Source organism: Caulobacter sp. Root343, from assembly GCF_001425745.1.
Classification (GTDB): Bacteria; Pseudomonadota; Alphaproteobacteria; order Caulobacterales; family Caulobacteraceae; genus Caulobacter.
In genome coordinates, this window is sequence record NZ_LMDF01000008.1 from 210,055 (window position 1) to 225,057 (window position 15,003).

The 15,003-nt window shown below is 67.8% G+C and carries 14 protein-coding genes and 1 pseudogene; 7 read left to right on the top strand and 8 right to left on the bottom strand.

Annotation, left to right across the window (positions count from 1 at the left end):
• The first annotated feature begins 81 nt into the window (after nucleotides 1-81).
• Nucleotides 82-576: a hypothetical protein gene (locus ASC70_RS19305; protein ID WP_056053383.1), complete on the top strand. Its 495-nt coding sequence runs from the start codon at nucleotides 82-84 to the stop codon at nucleotides 574-576.
• 116 nt (nucleotides 577-692) lie between these two features.
• Nucleotides 693-1,424, top strand: coding sequence for a DUF1353 domain-containing protein (locus ASC70_RS19310; RefSeq protein ID WP_056053384.1), 732 nt, complete (start codon nucleotides 693-695; stop codon nucleotides 1,422-1,424).
• 1 nt (nucleotide 1,425) lies between these two features.
• Here ASC70_RS19310 and ASC70_RS19315 read toward each other — a convergent pair whose 3' ends face one another.
• Nucleotides 1,426-3,579, bottom strand: a complete 2,154-nt coding sequence (locus tag ASC70_RS19315; protein WP_056053388.1) for a protein-disulfide reductase DsbD — start codon at nucleotides 3,577-3,579, stop codon at nucleotides 1,426-1,428.
• A 117-nt stretch (nucleotides 3,580-3,696) separates the two neighbouring features.
• Between ASC70_RS19315 and ASC70_RS19320 the strand changes: the two genes are divergently transcribed.
• Nucleotides 3,697-4,089: an acyl dehydratase gene (locus ASC70_RS19320; protein ID WP_047406797.1), complete on the top strand. Its 393-nt coding sequence runs from the start codon at nucleotides 3,697-3,699 to the stop codon at nucleotides 4,087-4,089.
• Nucleotides 4,090-4,158: 69 nt separating this feature from the next.
• Here ASC70_RS19320 and ASC70_RS19325 read toward each other — a convergent pair whose 3' ends face one another.
• Nucleotides 4,159-4,947 (bottom strand): SapC family protein, encoded by a 789-nt coding sequence (locus tag ASC70_RS19325; RefSeq protein ID WP_047406800.1) that lies wholly within the window; start codon nucleotides 4,945-4,947, stop codon nucleotides 4,159-4,161.
• A gap of 308 nt (nucleotides 4,948-5,255) precedes the next feature.
• On the opposite strand from ASC70_RS19325, the gene ASC70_RS19330 reads away from it, so the two are divergent.
• Nucleotides 5,256-6,068, top strand: a complete 813-nt coding sequence (locus tag ASC70_RS19330; RefSeq protein ID WP_056053391.1) for a phosphatase PAP2 family protein — start codon at nucleotides 5,256-5,258, stop codon at nucleotides 6,066-6,068.
• Here ASC70_RS19330 and ASC70_RS19335 read toward each other — a convergent pair.
• The 4 genes from ASC70_RS19335 to ASC70_RS19350 all read right to left on the bottom strand — a co-directional run bounded on the left by ASC70_RS19335 (nucleotide 6,065) and on the right by ASC70_RS19350 (nucleotide 11,068).
• The gene (locus ASC70_RS19335) at nucleotides 6,065-6,592 is read right to left on the bottom strand and encodes a GNAT family N-acetyltransferase (RefSeq protein ID WP_056053393.1); all 528 of its coding nucleotides are present in this window, start codon (nucleotides 6,590-6,592) and stop codon (nucleotides 6,065-6,067) included. The genes ASC70_RS19330 and ASC70_RS19335 overlap by 4 nt on opposite strands.
• Complete coding sequence (gene aguB / locus ASC70_RS19340) at nucleotides 6,589-7,467, bottom strand: N-carbamoylputrescine amidase (RefSeq protein ID WP_056053397.1); 879 nt, start codon at nucleotides 7,465-7,467, stop codon at nucleotides 6,589-6,591. The genes ASC70_RS19335 and aguB overlap by 4 nt, the downstream gene beginning before the upstream one ends.
• Nucleotides 7,467-8,495: an agmatine deiminase family protein gene (locus tag ASC70_RS19345; protein ID WP_056053399.1), complete on the bottom strand. Its 1,029-nt coding sequence runs from the start codon at nucleotides 8,493-8,495 to the stop codon at nucleotides 7,467-7,469. Before ASC70_RS19345 ends, aguB begins: the two co-directional genes overlap by 1 nt.
• A gap of 158 nt (nucleotides 8,496-8,653) precedes the next feature.
• On the bottom strand, nucleotides 8,654-11,068 hold the full coding sequence (locus tag ASC70_RS19350) for a TonB-dependent receptor (RefSeq protein WP_082539542.1): 2,415 nt from the start codon (nucleotides 11,066-11,068) through the stop codon (nucleotides 8,654-8,656).
• Between the two features lie 189 nt (nucleotides 11,069-11,257).
• Between ASC70_RS19350 and ASC70_RS19355 the strand changes: the two genes are divergently transcribed.
• Entirely contained in the window at nucleotides 11,258-12,832 is a 1,575-nt protein-coding gene (locus ASC70_RS19355; RefSeq protein ID WP_056053402.1) for a glycosyltransferase family 39 protein, read from the top strand.
• Between the two features lie 114 nt (nucleotides 12,833-12,946).
• On the opposite strand, the gene ASC70_RS19360 is transcribed toward ASC70_RS19355, so the two are convergent.
• Nucleotides 12,947-13,588: a 3-oxoacid CoA-transferase subunit B gene (locus tag ASC70_RS19360; RefSeq protein WP_056053405.1), complete on the bottom strand. Its 642-nt coding sequence runs from the start codon at nucleotides 13,586-13,588 to the stop codon at nucleotides 12,947-12,949.
• Nucleotides 13,588-14,298 carry a CoA transferase subunit A gene (locus tag ASC70_RS19365; RefSeq protein ID WP_056053407.1) on the bottom strand — a complete coding sequence of 237 codons (711 nt, stop codon included), beginning with the start codon at nucleotides 14,296-14,298 and terminating at the stop codon, nucleotides 13,588-13,590. Before ASC70_RS19365 ends, ASC70_RS19360 begins: the two co-directional genes overlap by 1 nt.
• Here ASC70_RS19365 and ASC70_RS26035 point away from each other — a divergent pair.
• Together ASC70_RS26035 and ASC70_RS19370 are read left to right on the top strand one after the other, a co-directional pair.
• Nucleotides 14,201-14,407, top strand: a pseudogene (locus ASC70_RS26035) (hypothetical protein). The gene ASC70_RS19365 and the pseudogene ASC70_RS26035 overlap by 98 nt on opposite strands.
• Nucleotides 14,407-15,000: an NAD(P)H-dependent oxidoreductase gene (locus tag ASC70_RS19370; protein WP_056053411.1), complete on the top strand. Its 594-nt coding sequence runs from the start codon at nucleotides 14,407-14,409 to the stop codon at nucleotides 14,998-15,000. Before ASC70_RS26035 ends, ASC70_RS19370 begins: the two are co-directional and overlap by 1 nt.
• Nucleotides 15,001-15,003: the final 3 nt, after the last annotated feature.

A 15,003-nucleotide genomic window follows, 5' to 3' on the forward strand; every position in this document is an offset into this window, starting at 1 on the left:
TCGGCGTTTACGGAACGGGGCTTATCAAAGAGCCGCCGCCGCGTCATGGCACACCATTGACGTTTTTTGCGGGAGTAACAGATGTCCTGTGACGCCGTCGCCTTTTCCGCCATGCTCTGGATGGCTTCGTTCAGTCCAGGTCAGGCCGCCACCGCGGCCCCAGCCGTGCTGCAGCAGCCCGCCGCCCCACCCTCGGTGGCCGGAGAGCCGCTGTTCCTCGACATCGTCAAGCGCGCCAAGCAGCTGAAGGCGGAGACCGAGGCCTATCGCAAGACCCTGGCTGGCGCGGATCCGACCGGCGCGGCCAAGCCCCTGAAGGGCTTCGACGCCTTCGGGGCGCGGATCGGCGAGCTCTCGGCGCTGGACATGAAGGGTCACGTCACCCTCAAGGAGCGCGGCGCGGTCGATGACCTCAAATGCATCCTGCGCGGCATCAGCCAGGACCTGCCCGACAAGCTGACCGCCGTCGGCGCGGCCAAGACCCTGAAGGACCAGGACCTGGCCCTGCGCGACATGACCTATCTGCTGAACGACAACGTCGAAGTCATCACCGCCCCGCCGCAGCCGGCGGCCTAAGGCTAGACGCGTCGGAGGCGACCGTCGGGGGCGGTCGAAACTTCGCCATTCTTGCTTGCTCCAAGCATCTACGGCGCTCAGAAGATCGCCTGCCCTCCCCCTGCCCTTTTCGATCGATGTCCCGCACCAAGACCCTCGCCCTCCTGATCGGCCTCGGCCTGACGCTCGCGGCCTGCGCCACCGAGACCAACACCACCGTCTTCGTGCCGCTCATCGCGCCAACGCCGCCCAGCTCGCTGACGCCGCAGCCGATCATGCTGTTCAACCAGACCAAGGACGGCCGCAAGCTCTTCACCTTGGACGCCGAGTTTCCCTATTGCGACGTCGAGACCGGCAAGCTGATCGTCGTGCCGCGCTGGTACGTCACCGACTTCGCCAGCGTGCCCTGGTACGGACAGGGCTTCGTCGACCCGCAGGGCCCGACGGCGCGGGCGGCCATCGTCCATGACTGGCTCTACACGATCGGCGAGCCGGGCAAGCGCGAGGAGGCCGACGCCATCTTCCTGCGGGCCATGCTCAAGTACGGCGTGCCGCCGTTCCAGGCCAAGATCGCCTACCAGGCCGTGCGGCTGGGCGGCGAGAAGGGCTATGGCCTGCCGACCGACTGGCGGTTCATCGATCCCAAGCGCCAGGACCTGGTCCAGGCCGCGCCGTTCGCCAAGCCGCGCGCCGGCATGGTCCGCTACCTGCCCAAGTGCCAGGGCTTTGGCGCCCTGATCCAGAGCGGCTGGCGCGCCTATCCGATCAAGACCGCCCCGATCATCGCCCCGCCGCCGGTGATCGTGACCAAGACCCCGCTCGACCAGGTGAAGGCCAAGCTGCCGTTCGGTTTGGACAAGAAGAAGTAGGCTACGCCCCCGCCTTCTCGATCGCCTCGATCACCAGGCCTTCGGTCAGCAGCTGGGGCAGGATGACCGGCGCGCCGCCATTCTTCGGATAGACCACGTACAGCGGCACCCCAACCCGGCCGAACTCGGCCAAGGTCTTGGCGATGACCGGGTCGCGATTGGTCCAGTCGGCCTTCAGATAGACGGCGTTGCGGGCCTTGAAGGCGTCGGCGACCTTGGCGCCGGACAGGGCGACCTTTTCGTTGACCTGGCAGGTGACGCACCAGGCGGCGGTGAAGTCGACCAGGATCGGCCGACCTTCGGCCTGGAGCTGCTTCACCTTCTCCGGCGACCAGGCCTCGGCGGCCAGGCCCGGGCCGGCGGCCGGCGTCTCGGCGCTTGGCCCCGCCGTCGGCGGCTTGGCAGAGAGGGCGGCCGAGGCGGCCAGGGCGATGGCGGCGAACAGAGCCAGCAGGCCAATGATCGTCGAGACGGCCGAGGCCTTGCCCGACGCGCGGCGGGCCTGGGCGACGCCGTAGAGCCAAGCCCCGAAGGCGGCCAGCACGCCGGCGCCCAGCACCTGGCCCAGCGCGATCGGCCCGGCCTGCTGGGCGAACACCCAGACCAGCCACAGGGCCGCGCCGTACATCGGGAAGGCCAGGCCCTTCTTCAGCACGTCCATCCAGGCGCCGGGACGCGGCAGCAGCTTCAGCAGCCCCGGAATGAAGGCCACGGCCACGAACGGGGCGGCGAAGCCCAGGGCCAGGGCCAGGAACACCGACAGCGCCACGACGGTCGGCTGGGTCAGGGCGTAGCCCAACGCGCCGGCCATGAACGGCGCGGTGCACGGCGCGGCCACCACCACGGCCAAGGCGCCGGTGAAGAAGGCTCCGGTCGCGCCGCCCTTGGCCGAAGCGCCGCTGCCGACGTTCTGCACCGACGTTCCGATCTCGAAGACGCCGGACATGTTCAGGGCCACCAGCAGCATCAGCAGGGCCAGACCCGCGATGACCAGTGGCGACTGCAGCTGGAAGCCCCAGCCCACGGCCGCCCCGCCGGCCCGGACGGCCAGCAACAGGCCGGCCAGGGCCAGGAAGGTCGCGACGACGCCGAGCAGGAACACCAGGCCCTGCAGGCGGGTCTTGCCGGCGTCATGAGCGTGGCCGGCCAGGCTGGCGGCCTTCATCGACAGCACCGGGAACACGCACGGCATCAGGTTCAGGATCAACCCGCCGACGAAGGCGAAGGCGAGCGCGCCGATCAGGCCGCCGGCCATGCCGGTCGCCGGCGCCGTCTCGGCCGGCGGCGCGCCGAGGCCAGAAGCGGTCGCGGGCGGCTCGCCCGCCGTGGCGGTGACCTCCCAAGCCCCGGCCTTGGTGGCCAGAACGCCCGCCAGCTCGGCCGGAGCGGTTCCGCCGCCGACGAAGTCATAGCCGGGCTTCAAGGTCAGGGTCAGACCCTCGGGGCCGCGCTCGATCGTCTGGTCGGCGGCGTGCTCGATGACCTTGGGCGAATAGGGGAAGAAATAGGCCCCGGCCATGTCGGCGCCCTTCAGCGGGCCGCCGGTGACGGCCAGTTTCAAGGTCTGGCCGTCCAGCTTGAACACGGCCTGGAGGCCGGCCGGCTTGGGCGCCTTGGCCAGCACTTCGCCGACGATCGCGCCCCACTTAGGATCGGCCGCCGGCGCATCCGCCACCACGGGCAGCAGCAGGGTCAGCTTGGCGTCTTCCGGCACGCAGACCTGCTCGCAGACGAGATAGGAGACGGCGGCGTTCAGGCTGATCGTCGTCCCGACCTGAGCGTCGGCCGGGGCGGTGATCGGCACGGGGATCAGCACCTCGCCCTCGTAGGCGTAGTCCAGCAGCGGGCCCAGCCGAGCCTTCTTGGGCGTCGGCCAGACCATGTCGCCGGCGGTCCAGCCGACCGGCAGGGTCCAGGCGATCCGGGTCGCCTCGCCGGCGTCGCCGGGATTGCGCCAATAGGTGTGCCAGCCAGGAATGATCTTCTGGCGCAGGGCCACATAGACCGTGCCGCCCGGCGCGATGCCGGCCTCCTGGGCGACTAGCTCGGACTCGATGTGCCCGGAATTGACCACCGGACCGGCGACGGCCGCGCCCGCCAAGAGACTCGCCGCCAGCAGGGCTTGCAGGGCGAGAATGGCTCTCTTCAGGAACATGCGCGCGGGTCCGGGAGGAAAAACGACAGCGGACGCACACATGGCCCGCCAAGGGCGGCTCGACAATGGTGAAGCCGCGGCCGACAGTCGAATCAGGAATCACGCTCGGAGTCGCCCATGCCCGCCGCCTTTGACGACATCGAGATCGGACAGGTCGTCAACCTGGGCTCGCGGGCGGTCGACCAGAAGGCTCTGGAGGCGTTCATCGCCGCCTTCGCGCCCGGCTGGCCGGTCGAGAACGGCGCTCCGGACGGCATGGTCTACGCCATCTGGACCCGGCTCGACACCGAGTCCAGCGCCGCCTGGCCGCAGACCAAGCGCCTGGGCGTCGACGCCCTGCGCTGGATGCGAAACCCGCCCGTCGGCGAGCTGCTGCGCGGTCGCATGACCGTGATGGGCAAGGACCCGGTCGGCGAGGGCAAGGGCATGATCATCGCCCAGCACGACCTGCTCGACGAGGCCGGACGCCTGGTCTTCTCGTGCCTGACCCGCAGCATCTTCGCGCGGTAGTTTCGGCAAAGAAAAAGGCGGCGGAGCCGAAGCCCCGCCGCCCTTTGATCTTGCGATCCGCGACCGACCTTAGTTCAGGTTGGCGGCTTCCTGCTGCTTGATCATGGTCTTGTTGATCAGGCGGTCCCAGCCGAGCAGCGACACCAGGTGGGCGTAGATCTGGGCCAGGGCGCCGTTTTCCTGCAGTTCCTTCAGCTTGGCGGCGGGCAGGCCGTTCAGCTTTTCTTCCGAGACGCCGAAGTACTCGGCGACGGTGACCGGCTCGCCGGCGGGAGCGCCGGTTTCGTCCTGCGGCTGGAAAGTGGCCTTCTTCAGCTCGAACAGGTCGTTGTCCTTCAGGATCTGGACGAACGAGTCGGTGCGGCGACGCTCGACCTCGAAGTCGTCGCAGAACTTGATGCAGTTCTGGGTATATTCGGTCGGCTCGCCCTTGGCGTCGAACAGCGGGGTCTGGCCCTGCTCGGTCAGCAGGTCCGAACCGCGGTCGATGCAGACGATCAGACGGTCTTGCGTGTCATCGTTGGCCAGCACGAACGGATAGCGGCGGATATAGGCCGGGATGTAGACGTTCGGTTCGATCGAGCCGTCGGCGCCGATGAACAGGTTTTCCTGCTGGTTCAGGCCCATCACCGCCAGCGGCACCCGGTCGTCGCCGGCGAAGATCACCGGGAAGGTCAGGGCGGCCGGAGCGAATTCGGAGACCGTCAGCGGCACGGCCGTGCCGGACGCGGCGAAGCCGTAAGGCTTGTCCTTGTGGACCAGGGCCAGCTTGGCGTGCTGCTCGCGATTCAGCGGCTCCGGCGAATTGTAGAACAGAACGTTGCCGGAGATTTCGCCGGCGGACTGGGTCGTTTCCATGAAGAGCTCTACGACAAAATAAGAAACGGGCGCTCGAAACCTTCAAGACGGCCGCAAAGGCCTGGGGTTCTAGCCGATCCCGCGAGGACCGGCAATCTAGGCCGCCGCCTTGGCCGGATACGGGCCTCCGATTCATCTTCGACGGGAACCGTCGAGAGTGAGCGGCGCCGTAATGGGCGAGCACTGTCCGGGCGCGGACCGGCGCCGCGAGCGCGTTATGAAATAACATCTCCGCCCGTCGATCCGCTTTTTCTTGACGCACGATTTTCTCCGCTCTCTGTGAGCGCATGACCTCAAGGGCGCTTGCCATGACCCGTTTCGCGTTGATCGCCGCCGTCGCTTCCGGTCTGGCGCTCGCCAGTTGCTCGACGCTCGACGGACCGAACCCGTTCGCCGCCGCCAAGGTCCCCGTCGCCATGACCCCGCCATCGGCCGGCTGGGTGAAGCCGCCGCCGGGCTACCTGACGGGCAACGGCGGCCTCGACGCCACCGTGATCCTGGGCCCGCCGCCCGAACCGACCTCGCCACGCGGCAAGGCCGAGCGCGCCCAGTTCAAGGAGACCCGCAAGCTGGCCAACACGCCGGCCTGGAGCCAGGCGATCGCCGACGCGGACCTGTCGGGCAAGAACGGCATGAAGAGCTTCTCGTGCGCGGCCGGTGTCACCTTGAGCGCCGAGGCGACCCCGACCCTGGCCCACATGCTGCTGCGCATGACCGACGACGCGGCCCGGATCTACCAACCGGCCAAGGCCGTCTATCGGCGGCCGCGCCCGCCGGTCGGCAACACCGCCCCGATCTGCGTGCCGCGCGAGGCCTGGATCGAGACCGACGGCTCTTACCCTTCGGGCCACGGCCTGATCGGCTGGGCCTGGGCCTCGGTGATCGCCGAACTGGTCCCGGACCAGGCCAGCCCGATCCTGGCGCGCGGCAAGGCGTTCGGCGACAGCCGCGTCGTTTGCGGCGTCCACTTCCAGAGCGACATCGAGGCCGGCCGCTATCTGGGCTCGGCCCTGGTCACGCGGCTGCACGACGACCCGGATTTCATGAGCGACCTGGCCAAGGCCCGCGTCGAGGTGGCGGCGTCGCGAGCCGGCGGGCCGCCGGCGGGGTGCGGGCGCTAAGCCCGCGCCACGAACGTCACGTGCGCCCTTAGCGGATCGTCCTGCGCCAAACCCGGGTGGTCGAAGTCGCGCGCTGAGTCGTGGCTCATGCCGATCCGGCGCATCACCGCCTGGGAGGCCAGGTTCGTCCGCGCGGTGAAGGCGATGATCTCGGACAGCTTCAGCGCCTCGAAGCCATGGGCCAGCGCGGCCGTCGCCGCCTCGGTGGCGTAACCCTGGCCCCAAGCGTCGGGATGAAAGCGCCAGCCGATCTCCACGGCCGGCGCCATGTTCATCTCGGGCGGAACCCACCAGAGGCCAGTCATGCCGATCACCCGGCCGTCAGCCTTGCGCTCGACGACCCAGAAGCCGAAGCCGTGCTGGCGGTCGTGCGCCATGACCCGATCGACGAAGGCGTCGCTCTGGGCCCGATCACGCACGCCGCCCAGCCATGCGCCGACCCGGGAATCGCCGTTCATCACGGCGATGGCCGGCCGATCGGCGTCGACCGCCGGGCGCAGCACCAGGCGGTCGGTTTCGATCACGCAGGCCGGCCGTTGGCCAGGGCCGAATAGAACTCCGGCCGGCGGTCGCGGAAGAAGCCCCAGGCGGCGCGGTGCGTCGTCAGGAAATCGAGGTCGAACGTCGCGCTGACGATCCCCTCGTCGGCCCGGCCCAGCTCGCTGACCAGGTCGCCGCGATGGTCGGCGATGAACGATGAGCCATAGAAGGTCTGGCCGCCGTTCGGATAGCCGTCCCACGGCTCGAAGCCGATGCGGTTGGCCCCGACCACGGGGATCACGTTCGACACCGCGTGGCCCTGCATGGCCCGCCGCCACGGCAGGGCGGTGTCCAGGCTGGGATCGTGCGGCTCGCTGCCGATCGCGGTCGGATAGAACAGGGCCTCGGCGCCCATCAGCGCCATGGCGCGGGCGGCTTCGGGGTACCACTGGTCCCAGCAGATGCCGACGCCGAGACGGCCGAAGCGCGTGTCCCAGACCTTGAAGCCGGTGTCACCGGGCCGGAAATAGTATTTCTCCATATAGCCCGGGCCGTCGGGGATGTGGCTCTTGCGATAGACGCCCATCAGCGAACCGTCGGCGTCGACCATCACCAGGCTGTTGAAATAGTGCGGCCCCTCGCGCTCGAAGATCGAGATCGGCAGCACCACGCCCAGCTCGCCGGCCAGCGGCGCGATGGCCTTGACCACCGGATGCTCGCGCCACGGATGCGCCTGCGCGAACCACCGCTCTTCCTGGGCGACGCAGAAGTACGGCCCCTGGAACAGTTCCGACGGCAGCACGACCTGCGCGCCCTTGGCGGCGGCTTCCCGGATGAAGCCCTCGGTCTTCTTGATGTTGGCCTGCAGATCCAGACCGTACGAGGTCTGGATCGCGGCGACGCTGAGCGTGCGGGCCATTACGCGGGCTCCTGCTGGCTGATGCAGTGGAACGAACCGCCGCCGGTCAGGATGGCGGTGGAGGGCAGGCCGATGACCTGGCGCTCGGGGAACAGGCCCTTGATCACCTCGACGGCGAAGGCGCCCGACTCCTCGGCGTAGATCGGCACGATGACCGCCTCGTTGGCGATCAGGAAGTTCATGTGCGAGGCCGGGATCGGCTCGCCGTCCTCGTCGAGGATCTTGCCCGGCGAGGGGATCCGCACGACCTGCAGCGGCGAGCCGCGGCTGTCGGTCATGCTGGCCAGCAGCTTGGCGGTCTGGGCATAGACATCCGCGTTCGGATCATCGACGCCGAAGGCCATCGGACAGGCCACGACGCCCGGCGCGACGAAGCGGGCCAGGTTGTCGACATGGCCGTCGGTGTGGTCGTTCAGCAGGCCGTCGCCCAGCCACAGCACCTTCTTCGCCCCGAGCGCGTCGGCGAGGGCGGAGGTGGCCGAAGCCTCGTCCCAGCCGGCGTTGCGGTTGGCGTTGAGCAGGCACTGACGGGTGGTCAGGACGGTGCCGTTGCCGTCGTGGTCCAGGGCGCCGCCCTCGAGGATGAAGGCGTTGCGGACCAGCGGCGCGCCCGAGGCGGCGGCGATCTGCTCGGCGACGATGTCGTCGCCTTCCAGGCTGTACTTGCCGCCCCAGCCGTTGAACTGGAAGCCGGCGGCGGCGGCCGAACCGCCGCCCTGGCCGCCGCCCTGGGCGGCCTCGACCGCGACGAAGATCGGGCCGGTGTCGCGCAGCCAGATGTCGCCGAACTGGCCGCGGACGATCTCGACGCTGGTGTCGCCCAGCAGGGCGCGGGCGGCCGCCTCGGCCTCGTCGCCGACCACCATCAGGCGCACGCGCTCGGCGCCCGGACCGGCCAGGGCGCGGGCTAGGTCGGCGACCTCTTGCTGGGCCTGCTCCAGGTCCTCCTGCCACAACTCGGCGTGGCTGGGGAAACCCACCCACATGGCGCGGTGCGGAGCCCACTCGGCGGGAACGGTGACGGTCATTCGAAGGCCCAATGCAGCGGCGGGAAACGAAAGGGGGCGCAGATGGCCCCTCATGGAGCCGGGGTCAAGACGCCTGTGACTAGCAGACGCGGATGACAAAGAAAAAGGGCGGCCCGAAACCGGACCGCCCCCATTCCTTGGAACTCTGCTCGCCGAGCTTAGAAGGCGGCGTGCAGGGTGATGCTGGCCGTACGCGGGTAGCCAGGCTGGCCGAGGCCGGTGCCCGACGGGTTCACCGCCAGGTCGCCCAGATACTTTTCGTTGCTCAGGTTCTTGACGTTGATCTGGACGTACGAGCGCTTCATGCCGAAGCCGTCCAGCTTGTAACGCGCGTCCAGGTCCAGCAGCGCGTAGTGCGGGGCCTTTTCGGTGTTGGTCAGGTTGGTCCAACGCTCGCCGACCCATTTGGCCTGCACGCCGACGCTGAACGCTTCGGTGATGTCGTACTCGGCGCGGACGGCGCCTTGGTACTTCGGCGCTTCGTACAGTTCCTTGCCCTTGGTCAACAGCAGCGAACCCAGCGTGGTGCCGGCGATGTTCTGCTGCAGTTCCGAGTCCTGGTACGAGAACGAGGCGTAGAAGAAGAGGTAGTCTTCCGGACGGAAGCCGAACTGGGCGTCGAAGCCCTTCTTCTTCACGTCGCCGACGTTGACCGAGAAGGCGATGTTGTCCTGCTCGTTGAAGGCGCGCTCGATGCGGTTGGCGAAGTCGGTGTACCAGACCGCGGCCGAGAACAGCACCGTCGGCGACTGGTAGCGATAGCCCAGGTCGTACGAGTTGGTGATTTCCGGGTTCGGGTTCGTCAGCTTCTTGTCGTAGAGGTCGTCCGTACGCGGCGCCGAGAGGGTCTTGGCGTAGCTGAAGTAGACCGACTGGTGGTCCGCCAGGGCGTAGCTGATCGCGGCGCTCGGCAGCAGCTTGTCGTACTTGCGGGTGAACTCACGCGGACGACCGTACTGGGTCGTGCCTTGGCCCGGCAGCGTGACCAGGGTCTGGCCGGCGCCGTCGTCCGTACCCGCCACGGCGGTCGGGGCCTGGTTGGTGCAGTAGGCCGTGAAGGTGTCGGCCTGATAGCAGAAGTTGTGCAGTTCACGCTTGAAGAACGGCGCGCGCACGCCGGCGTTCACCAGCACCTTGTCGTCCATGAACTTGCCGCGGTACTCGACCGAGAACTGGTTCAGGGTGGCGACCGAGACGCGGTCACGCTTGCGCAGGATGCTGCCGTCCGCGAGCTTGATCGGGGTGCCGTAGCCGTCCTTGCCGCCGAAGACGCTGTTGGGCGTCGTGTCTTGGCTGAACGTCGTATATTCGCCGGTCTGGCGGTGATGGGCTTCGTCGTAGGTGTAGGCGGCGCGGAAGCTCTGGCTGTCCGAGAACTTCCAGATCAGCGACGAGGTGACGCCGTAGCGGCGGGTGTTCGTCGTGTTCGGCGAGTACAGCAGGACGGTGTCGAGAATGTCGCCGTCGCCGTTCAGGTCCTGGCCGCCGGTCAGGGCGCTGCCGCGGATGATGCCGCTGCCCGTGCCGTTGCCGCTTTCGTTGAACAGGCCGCGACCGCCGCCGTTGGCCAGCACGTACTGGAACGAGGGGTCGACCGTCAGGATGAAGCTCTCACCCAGGTGGAACAGCGACTGAGCGCGGATGTTGCCGTTGTTCGACGGGTTGATGTTGTACTTGTAGCAGGTGCCCGCGTTGGTATCGATCTGGGCCGTGCCGGCCACCGGGGTCGGACGGTTGCAGGTGGCGCGGCTGTAGCCGATGCCCGTACCGGCCTGGAACTGGGCCAGGCTCATACGGTTGATGAAGTTGTTGCGGTTCTGGTTGTAGGTGGCGATCAGGCTGATGAAGTCGCCGTTGTCGCCGATCGGCTGATAGATGCGGCCGTTGTACTGCTTCTTGTGGATCTTGCCCGGACCGTTGAACACGTCGTTGATCGCGTCGGCGTAGCTGACCCAGGCGGTGGTGCCCCACGGACCGATCTTGCCGGTGTCCAGCACGCCGAAGATGCGGCGGAAGTTGCCGTCGCCGGCCTGGGCTTCGATCACGCCGCCGAACTCTTCGTCGGGCTTGCGGGTCACGTAGTTGACGGTGCCGCCGGCGGCCGCGGCCGTCGGGCTGTCGACGTCGGTGGTGCCGGTGTTGACGTCGACCTTGGAGATCAGTTCCGAGTCCAGCTGCTGGTTCGGATAGATGGCGTAGTTGCCGCTGTCGTTCAGCGGAACGCCGTCCTGCAGCAGGGCGACGCGTTGCGAGTCGAAGCCGCGGATGGTGATGTCGCCGCCGGCCGAGCCGTAGGCGTCATTGTTGGTGAAGTTGACGCCCGGCAGCAGGTTCAGCGAGTCCAGGATCGTCTGGCCCGGCACCTGACGGGAGATGAACTCCTGGGTGATGGTCGAGCGCGACTTCGGAATGGTCTGCGAAACGATCGCGCCATTCTGGTTTTTCAGCGTCGAGGCGGTGACCACGACCTGTTCGACGGCTTCCGTGCCGGTCGATTGGGCCATCGCGGCGCCCGCGGCGACCAGGCTACCGACCAGCGCGGTCGTCGCCAGGGCGAAATTTCTCATGTTCATCTTGAAGGATCCCCTCATTATTCGACACGCCCACCGTATGACCGACATGGTTCTGCGCCGTTGGGGCCGTTTACAGAAAGTTTTAGAAGGTTTGGTGACGGAAACGCCACGCCCGCCCCCAAACTGTCATAAAGCCCCGCATACGCGGAAGAATTGGTCAGTTTTTTCTTACTTGGTTAATCAGGCGTCATGCAAGCCGCTCACGAATCTCGAGAATTTTCGATCGACGATCGCGCCTGGCGTGCGACGCTGTGGATGGTCGCGGGGCTGACGCTGGTCCGCCTGATCGCGCTGTTCATCACGCCGTTGGAGCTCTACCCGGACGAAGCCCAGTACTGGCTGTGGTCGCGCGAGCTGGCGTTCGGCTATTTCTCCAAGCCGCCGATGATCGCCTGGCTGATCTGGCTGACCACCCACATCGGCGGCGACGCCGAGGCCTGGGTGCGGCTTTCCGCGCCGCTGCTGCACGGGATCACCGCCCTGGTCATCCACCGCATCGCCCGCCGACTATACGGCGGCTGGACCGGCCTGGCCGCGGCGGCGATCTACAGCCTGATGCCGGGCGTGGTCCTGTCGTCGGGCCTGATCGCCACCGACGCGCCGCTGCTGTTCTTCCTGTCCCTGACGATCTGGGCCTATGTCGACCTGGCCGAGGCGGTCGCCCCGCGCCGCTACTTCGTCGCCGCCGGCATGGGCCTGGCCCTGGGCCTGGCTTTCCTGTCGAAATACGCGGCGATCTACACGCTGGGCAGCATCGCCCTGCACTACGTCATTTCCCGCGAGGCGCGGCTGCGCTGGTGCCCGGCCGCGGCGGTCCTGTTCCTGGCCGCCTTCGTCCTGACCCTGGCTCCCAACTTCGCCTGGAACGCCAGCCACCAGTTCGCGACGGTCAAGCACACGGCCTCGAACGCCAACTGGGGCGCCCACACCCTGTTCAACTTCCGTGAACTGATCGAGTTCGTCGGCTCGCAGTTCGGCGTGTTCGGCCCCCTGCCATTCGCCGTGCTGCTGGGTGGGGCGATCTGGCTGGGGGTGAGGAAGCGCATGAGCTCGCCCGACCTGCTGCTGCTGTGCTTCTGCGCCCCGCCGCTGATCATCGTGGCCGGCGAAGCCTTCGTGTCGCGCGCCAACGCCAACTGGGCTGGGGCGGCCTTCGTGTCCGGCTCGGTGCTGGCCGCCGGCTGGCTGCTGCGCTGGAACGCCCGCCGCTGGCTGATCGGCGGCCTGGCCCTCCAGGCCCTGTTCGCCCTGTTCTTCGTGGCCTGCATGGTCAATCCGAAGGCCGCCGACGCCACCGGCCTGTCGAACGGCTTCAAGCGCGTGCGCGGCTGGGACCAGACGGTGCGGGCGATCGTCGACCGCACCCGCGAGGAGCAGGCCCTGCGCGGCGGGGTCAGCGCGGTCGCGATGGACGACCGCTTCGTCTACAACGCCGCCGCCTATTACGGCCGCGACTATTTCGGCCAGCCCGGCGCCCCACCGCTGCGCATGTGGGTGCACGAGGCCCATCCGCAGAACCAGGCCGAGACCGAGGCCCCGCTGGACGCCCGGTACGGCCGCCGCGCCCTGATCGTCAGCCTGGAGGGCGGCTACCGGCCCGAGATCGAGCAGGACTTCAAGGCGACATCCGGCCTGCAGATCGCCCGCGTGCGCCTCGACAGGAAGCGCTCGCGGCGGATCGACCTGTTCGTCGCCGAGGGCTTCGCCCCCCTGCCCCGCGATCCGCTCACGGGTTTGCCGCCGGAACCGGTGCGGAAGCCATAGGGGCTGTCATCCCGGCCGTAGCGGAGCGAAGAGCCGGGACCGCGGCAGGCGCATGCGTTTCCGGCGGTTCCGGATCGGCCCTGCGGGCCGTCCGGGATGACACGCGATTTGGAGCTAAACCGCGACCTCGAACGCCGCCTCGGTCTTGGCCTTGACCTCGTCCACCGTCACCCCCGGGGCCAGCTCGATCAGCTTCACCAGGGTCTTGCCGCGGTTGATCTCGAACACGCCGAGCTCGGTGATCAGCAGATCCACGACGCCCGCGCCGGTCAGCGGCAACGAACAGCGCTTGAGCAGCTTGGGCGCGCCGGACTTCTCGCAGTGGTCCATGACCACCACCACGCGCTTGACGCCGGCGACCAGGTCCATGGCCCCGCCCATGCCCTTGACCATCTTGCCGGGCACCATCCAGTTGGCCAGGTCGCCATTCTCGGCCACCTGCATGCCGCCCAGGATCGACAGGGCGATGTGGCCGCCGCGGATCATGGCGAAGCTGTCGGCGGACGAGAAGTACGAGCTGGAGTCCAGCTCGGTGATCGTCTGCTTGCCGGCGTTGATCAGGTCGGCGTCTTCCTCGCCCTCATAGGGGAAGGGACCCATGCCCAGCATGCCGTTCTCGCTCTGCAGCGTCACGTGCATGCCCTCGGGGATGTAGTTGGCGACCAAGGTCGGGATGCCGATGCCCAGGTTCACGTAGAAGCCGTCCCGCAGCTCCTTGGCGGCGCGGGCCGCCATCTCGTCGCGCGTCCAGGCCATTACGCGGTCTCCTTCTGGCGGGTGGTCACCCGCTCGATGCGCTTCTCGAACTTGGCGCCCTTGATCAGGCGATCGACATAGATGCCGGGGGTGTGGATGGCGTCCTTGTCCAGAGCGCCGATCTCGACCAGTTCCTCGACCTCGACCACGGTGGCCTTGCCGGCCGTGGCCATCATCGGATTGAAGTTCCGGGCGGTCTTCCGGTAGATCAGGTTGCCCTCGGCGTCGGCCTTCCACGCCTTGACGATCGCGAGGTCGGCGGTCAGGCCGCGCTCCATCACGTACATCTCGCCGTCGAACTCGCGGACCTCCTTGCCCTCGGCCACCAGGGTGCCGTAGCCGGTGCGCGTGAAGAAGGCCGGGATGCCCGCCCCGCCCGCACGGATGCGCTCGGCCAGGGTGCCCTGCGGATTGAACTCCAATTCCAACTCGCCGCTGAGGTAGAGCTGTTCGAACAGCTTGTTCTCACCCACATAGGACGAGACCATCTTCTTGATCTGGCGGTTCTCCAGCAGGATTCCCAGGCCGAAGCCGTCGACGCCGCAATTGTTGGAGATGACCGTGAGGTCCTTCGTCCCCGCCTCGCGGATCGCCGCGATCAGGTTCTCAGGGATGCCGCAGAGGCCGAACCCGCCGGCCATGATGGTCATGCCGTCGAACAGCAGCCCGGAGAGGGCCTCGACGGCGTCCGTCTTCACCTTGTCGACCATGGTGTCTCCCTGTCCCGAACTTGCTAATCGGGTGTTTGGCGAACCGTGTCGCCCGACCCACGAAGAAATTCAACCCTTGATGAATTATTTTTCCCGAAGGGCCGCCTGATGACCGACGCTAGCACCGGCCCCGTGACGCCCGCCACCTCTCCCAAGACCCCGGGGGTGCTTCTCGTGCTGGCTCACCCGGCGCTTGAACGTTCGCGCGCCAATCGCGCCCTGGCCAAGGCGGCCAAGGGCCTTTCCGGCGTCACCTTCAAGGACCTGTACGAGATCTATCCGGACTTCGTGGTCGACATCGAGGCCGAGCAGGCCGCGCTGGTGGCGCACGACGTGATCGCTCTGCAGTTCCCGCTGTTCTGGTACGCGACACCCTCGCTGATGAAGGAGTGGCTGGATCTGGTCTGGCTGCACGGCTTCGCCTATGGCGAGGGCGGCGAGGCGCTGAAGGGCAAGAAGCTGTTCGTCGCCTGCACCACCGGCGGCACCGCCAAGGCTTATCACATGCACGGCTACAACCGCTTCTCCATGGACGAGTTCCTGCGACCGCTGGAGCAGACCGCGCACCTGTGCGGCATGGAATGGGAGACGCCGTTCGTGGTGCACGGCGCCTCGGTCAAGGACGACGCGGCGCTGAAGGCCGAGGCCGAGCGCTACAAGGCGCGCGTGGCTTCGCTGCTGCCGCTGCGAACGGAGGCTTAAGGG

Bases quoted from the DNA above. Each gene is read 5' to 3' on its own strand.
- ASC70_RS19305 (WP_056053383.1), top strand. From the start codon at position 82: ATGTCCTGTGACGCCGTCGCCTTTTCCGCCATGCTCTGGATGGCTTCG.
- ASC70_RS19310 (WP_056053384.1), top strand. From the start codon at position 693: ATGTCCCGCACCAAGACCCTCGCCCTCCTGATCGGCCTCGGCCTGACG.
- ASC70_RS19315 (WP_056053388.1), bottom strand. From the start codon at position 3,579: ATGTTCCTGAAGAGAGCCATTCTCGCCCTGCAAGCCCTGCTGGCGGCG.
- ASC70_RS19320 (WP_047406797.1), top strand. From the start codon at position 3,697: ATGCCCGCCGCCTTTGACGACATCGAGATCGGACAGGTCGTCAACCTG.
- ASC70_RS19325 (WP_047406800.1), bottom strand. From the start codon at position 4,947: ATGGAAACGACCCAGTCCGCCGGCGAAATCTCCGGCAACGTTCTGTTC.
- ASC70_RS19330 (WP_056053391.1), top strand. From the start codon at position 5,256: ATGACCCGTTTCGCGTTGATCGCCGCCGTCGCTTCCGGTCTGGCGCTC.
- aguB (WP_056053397.1), bottom strand. From the start codon at position 7,467: ATGGCCCGCACGCTCAGCGTCGCCGCGATCCAGACCTCGTACGGTCTG.
- ASC70_RS19345 (WP_056053399.1), bottom strand. From the start codon at position 8,495: ATGACCGTCACCGTTCCCGCCGAGTGGGCTCCGCACCGCGCCATGTGG.
- ASC70_RS19350 (WP_082539542.1), bottom strand. From the start codon at position 11,068: ATGAACATGAGAAATTTCGCCCTGGCGACGACCGCGCTGGTCGGTAGC.
- ASC70_RS19355 (WP_056053402.1), top strand. From the start codon at position 11,258: ATGCAAGCCGCTCACGAATCTCGAGAATTTTCGATCGACGATCGCGCC.
- ASC70_RS19360 (WP_056053405.1), bottom strand. From the start codon at position 13,588: ATGGCCTGGACGCGCGACGAGATGGCGGCCCGCGCCGCCAAGGAGCTG.
- ASC70_RS19365 (WP_056053407.1), bottom strand. From the start codon at position 14,298: ATGGTCGACAAGGTGAAGACGGACGCCGTCGAGGCCCTCTCCGGGCTG.
- ASC70_RS19370 (WP_056053411.1), top strand. From the start codon at position 14,407: ATGACCGACGCTAGCACCGGCCCCGTGACGCCCGCCACCTCTCCCAAG.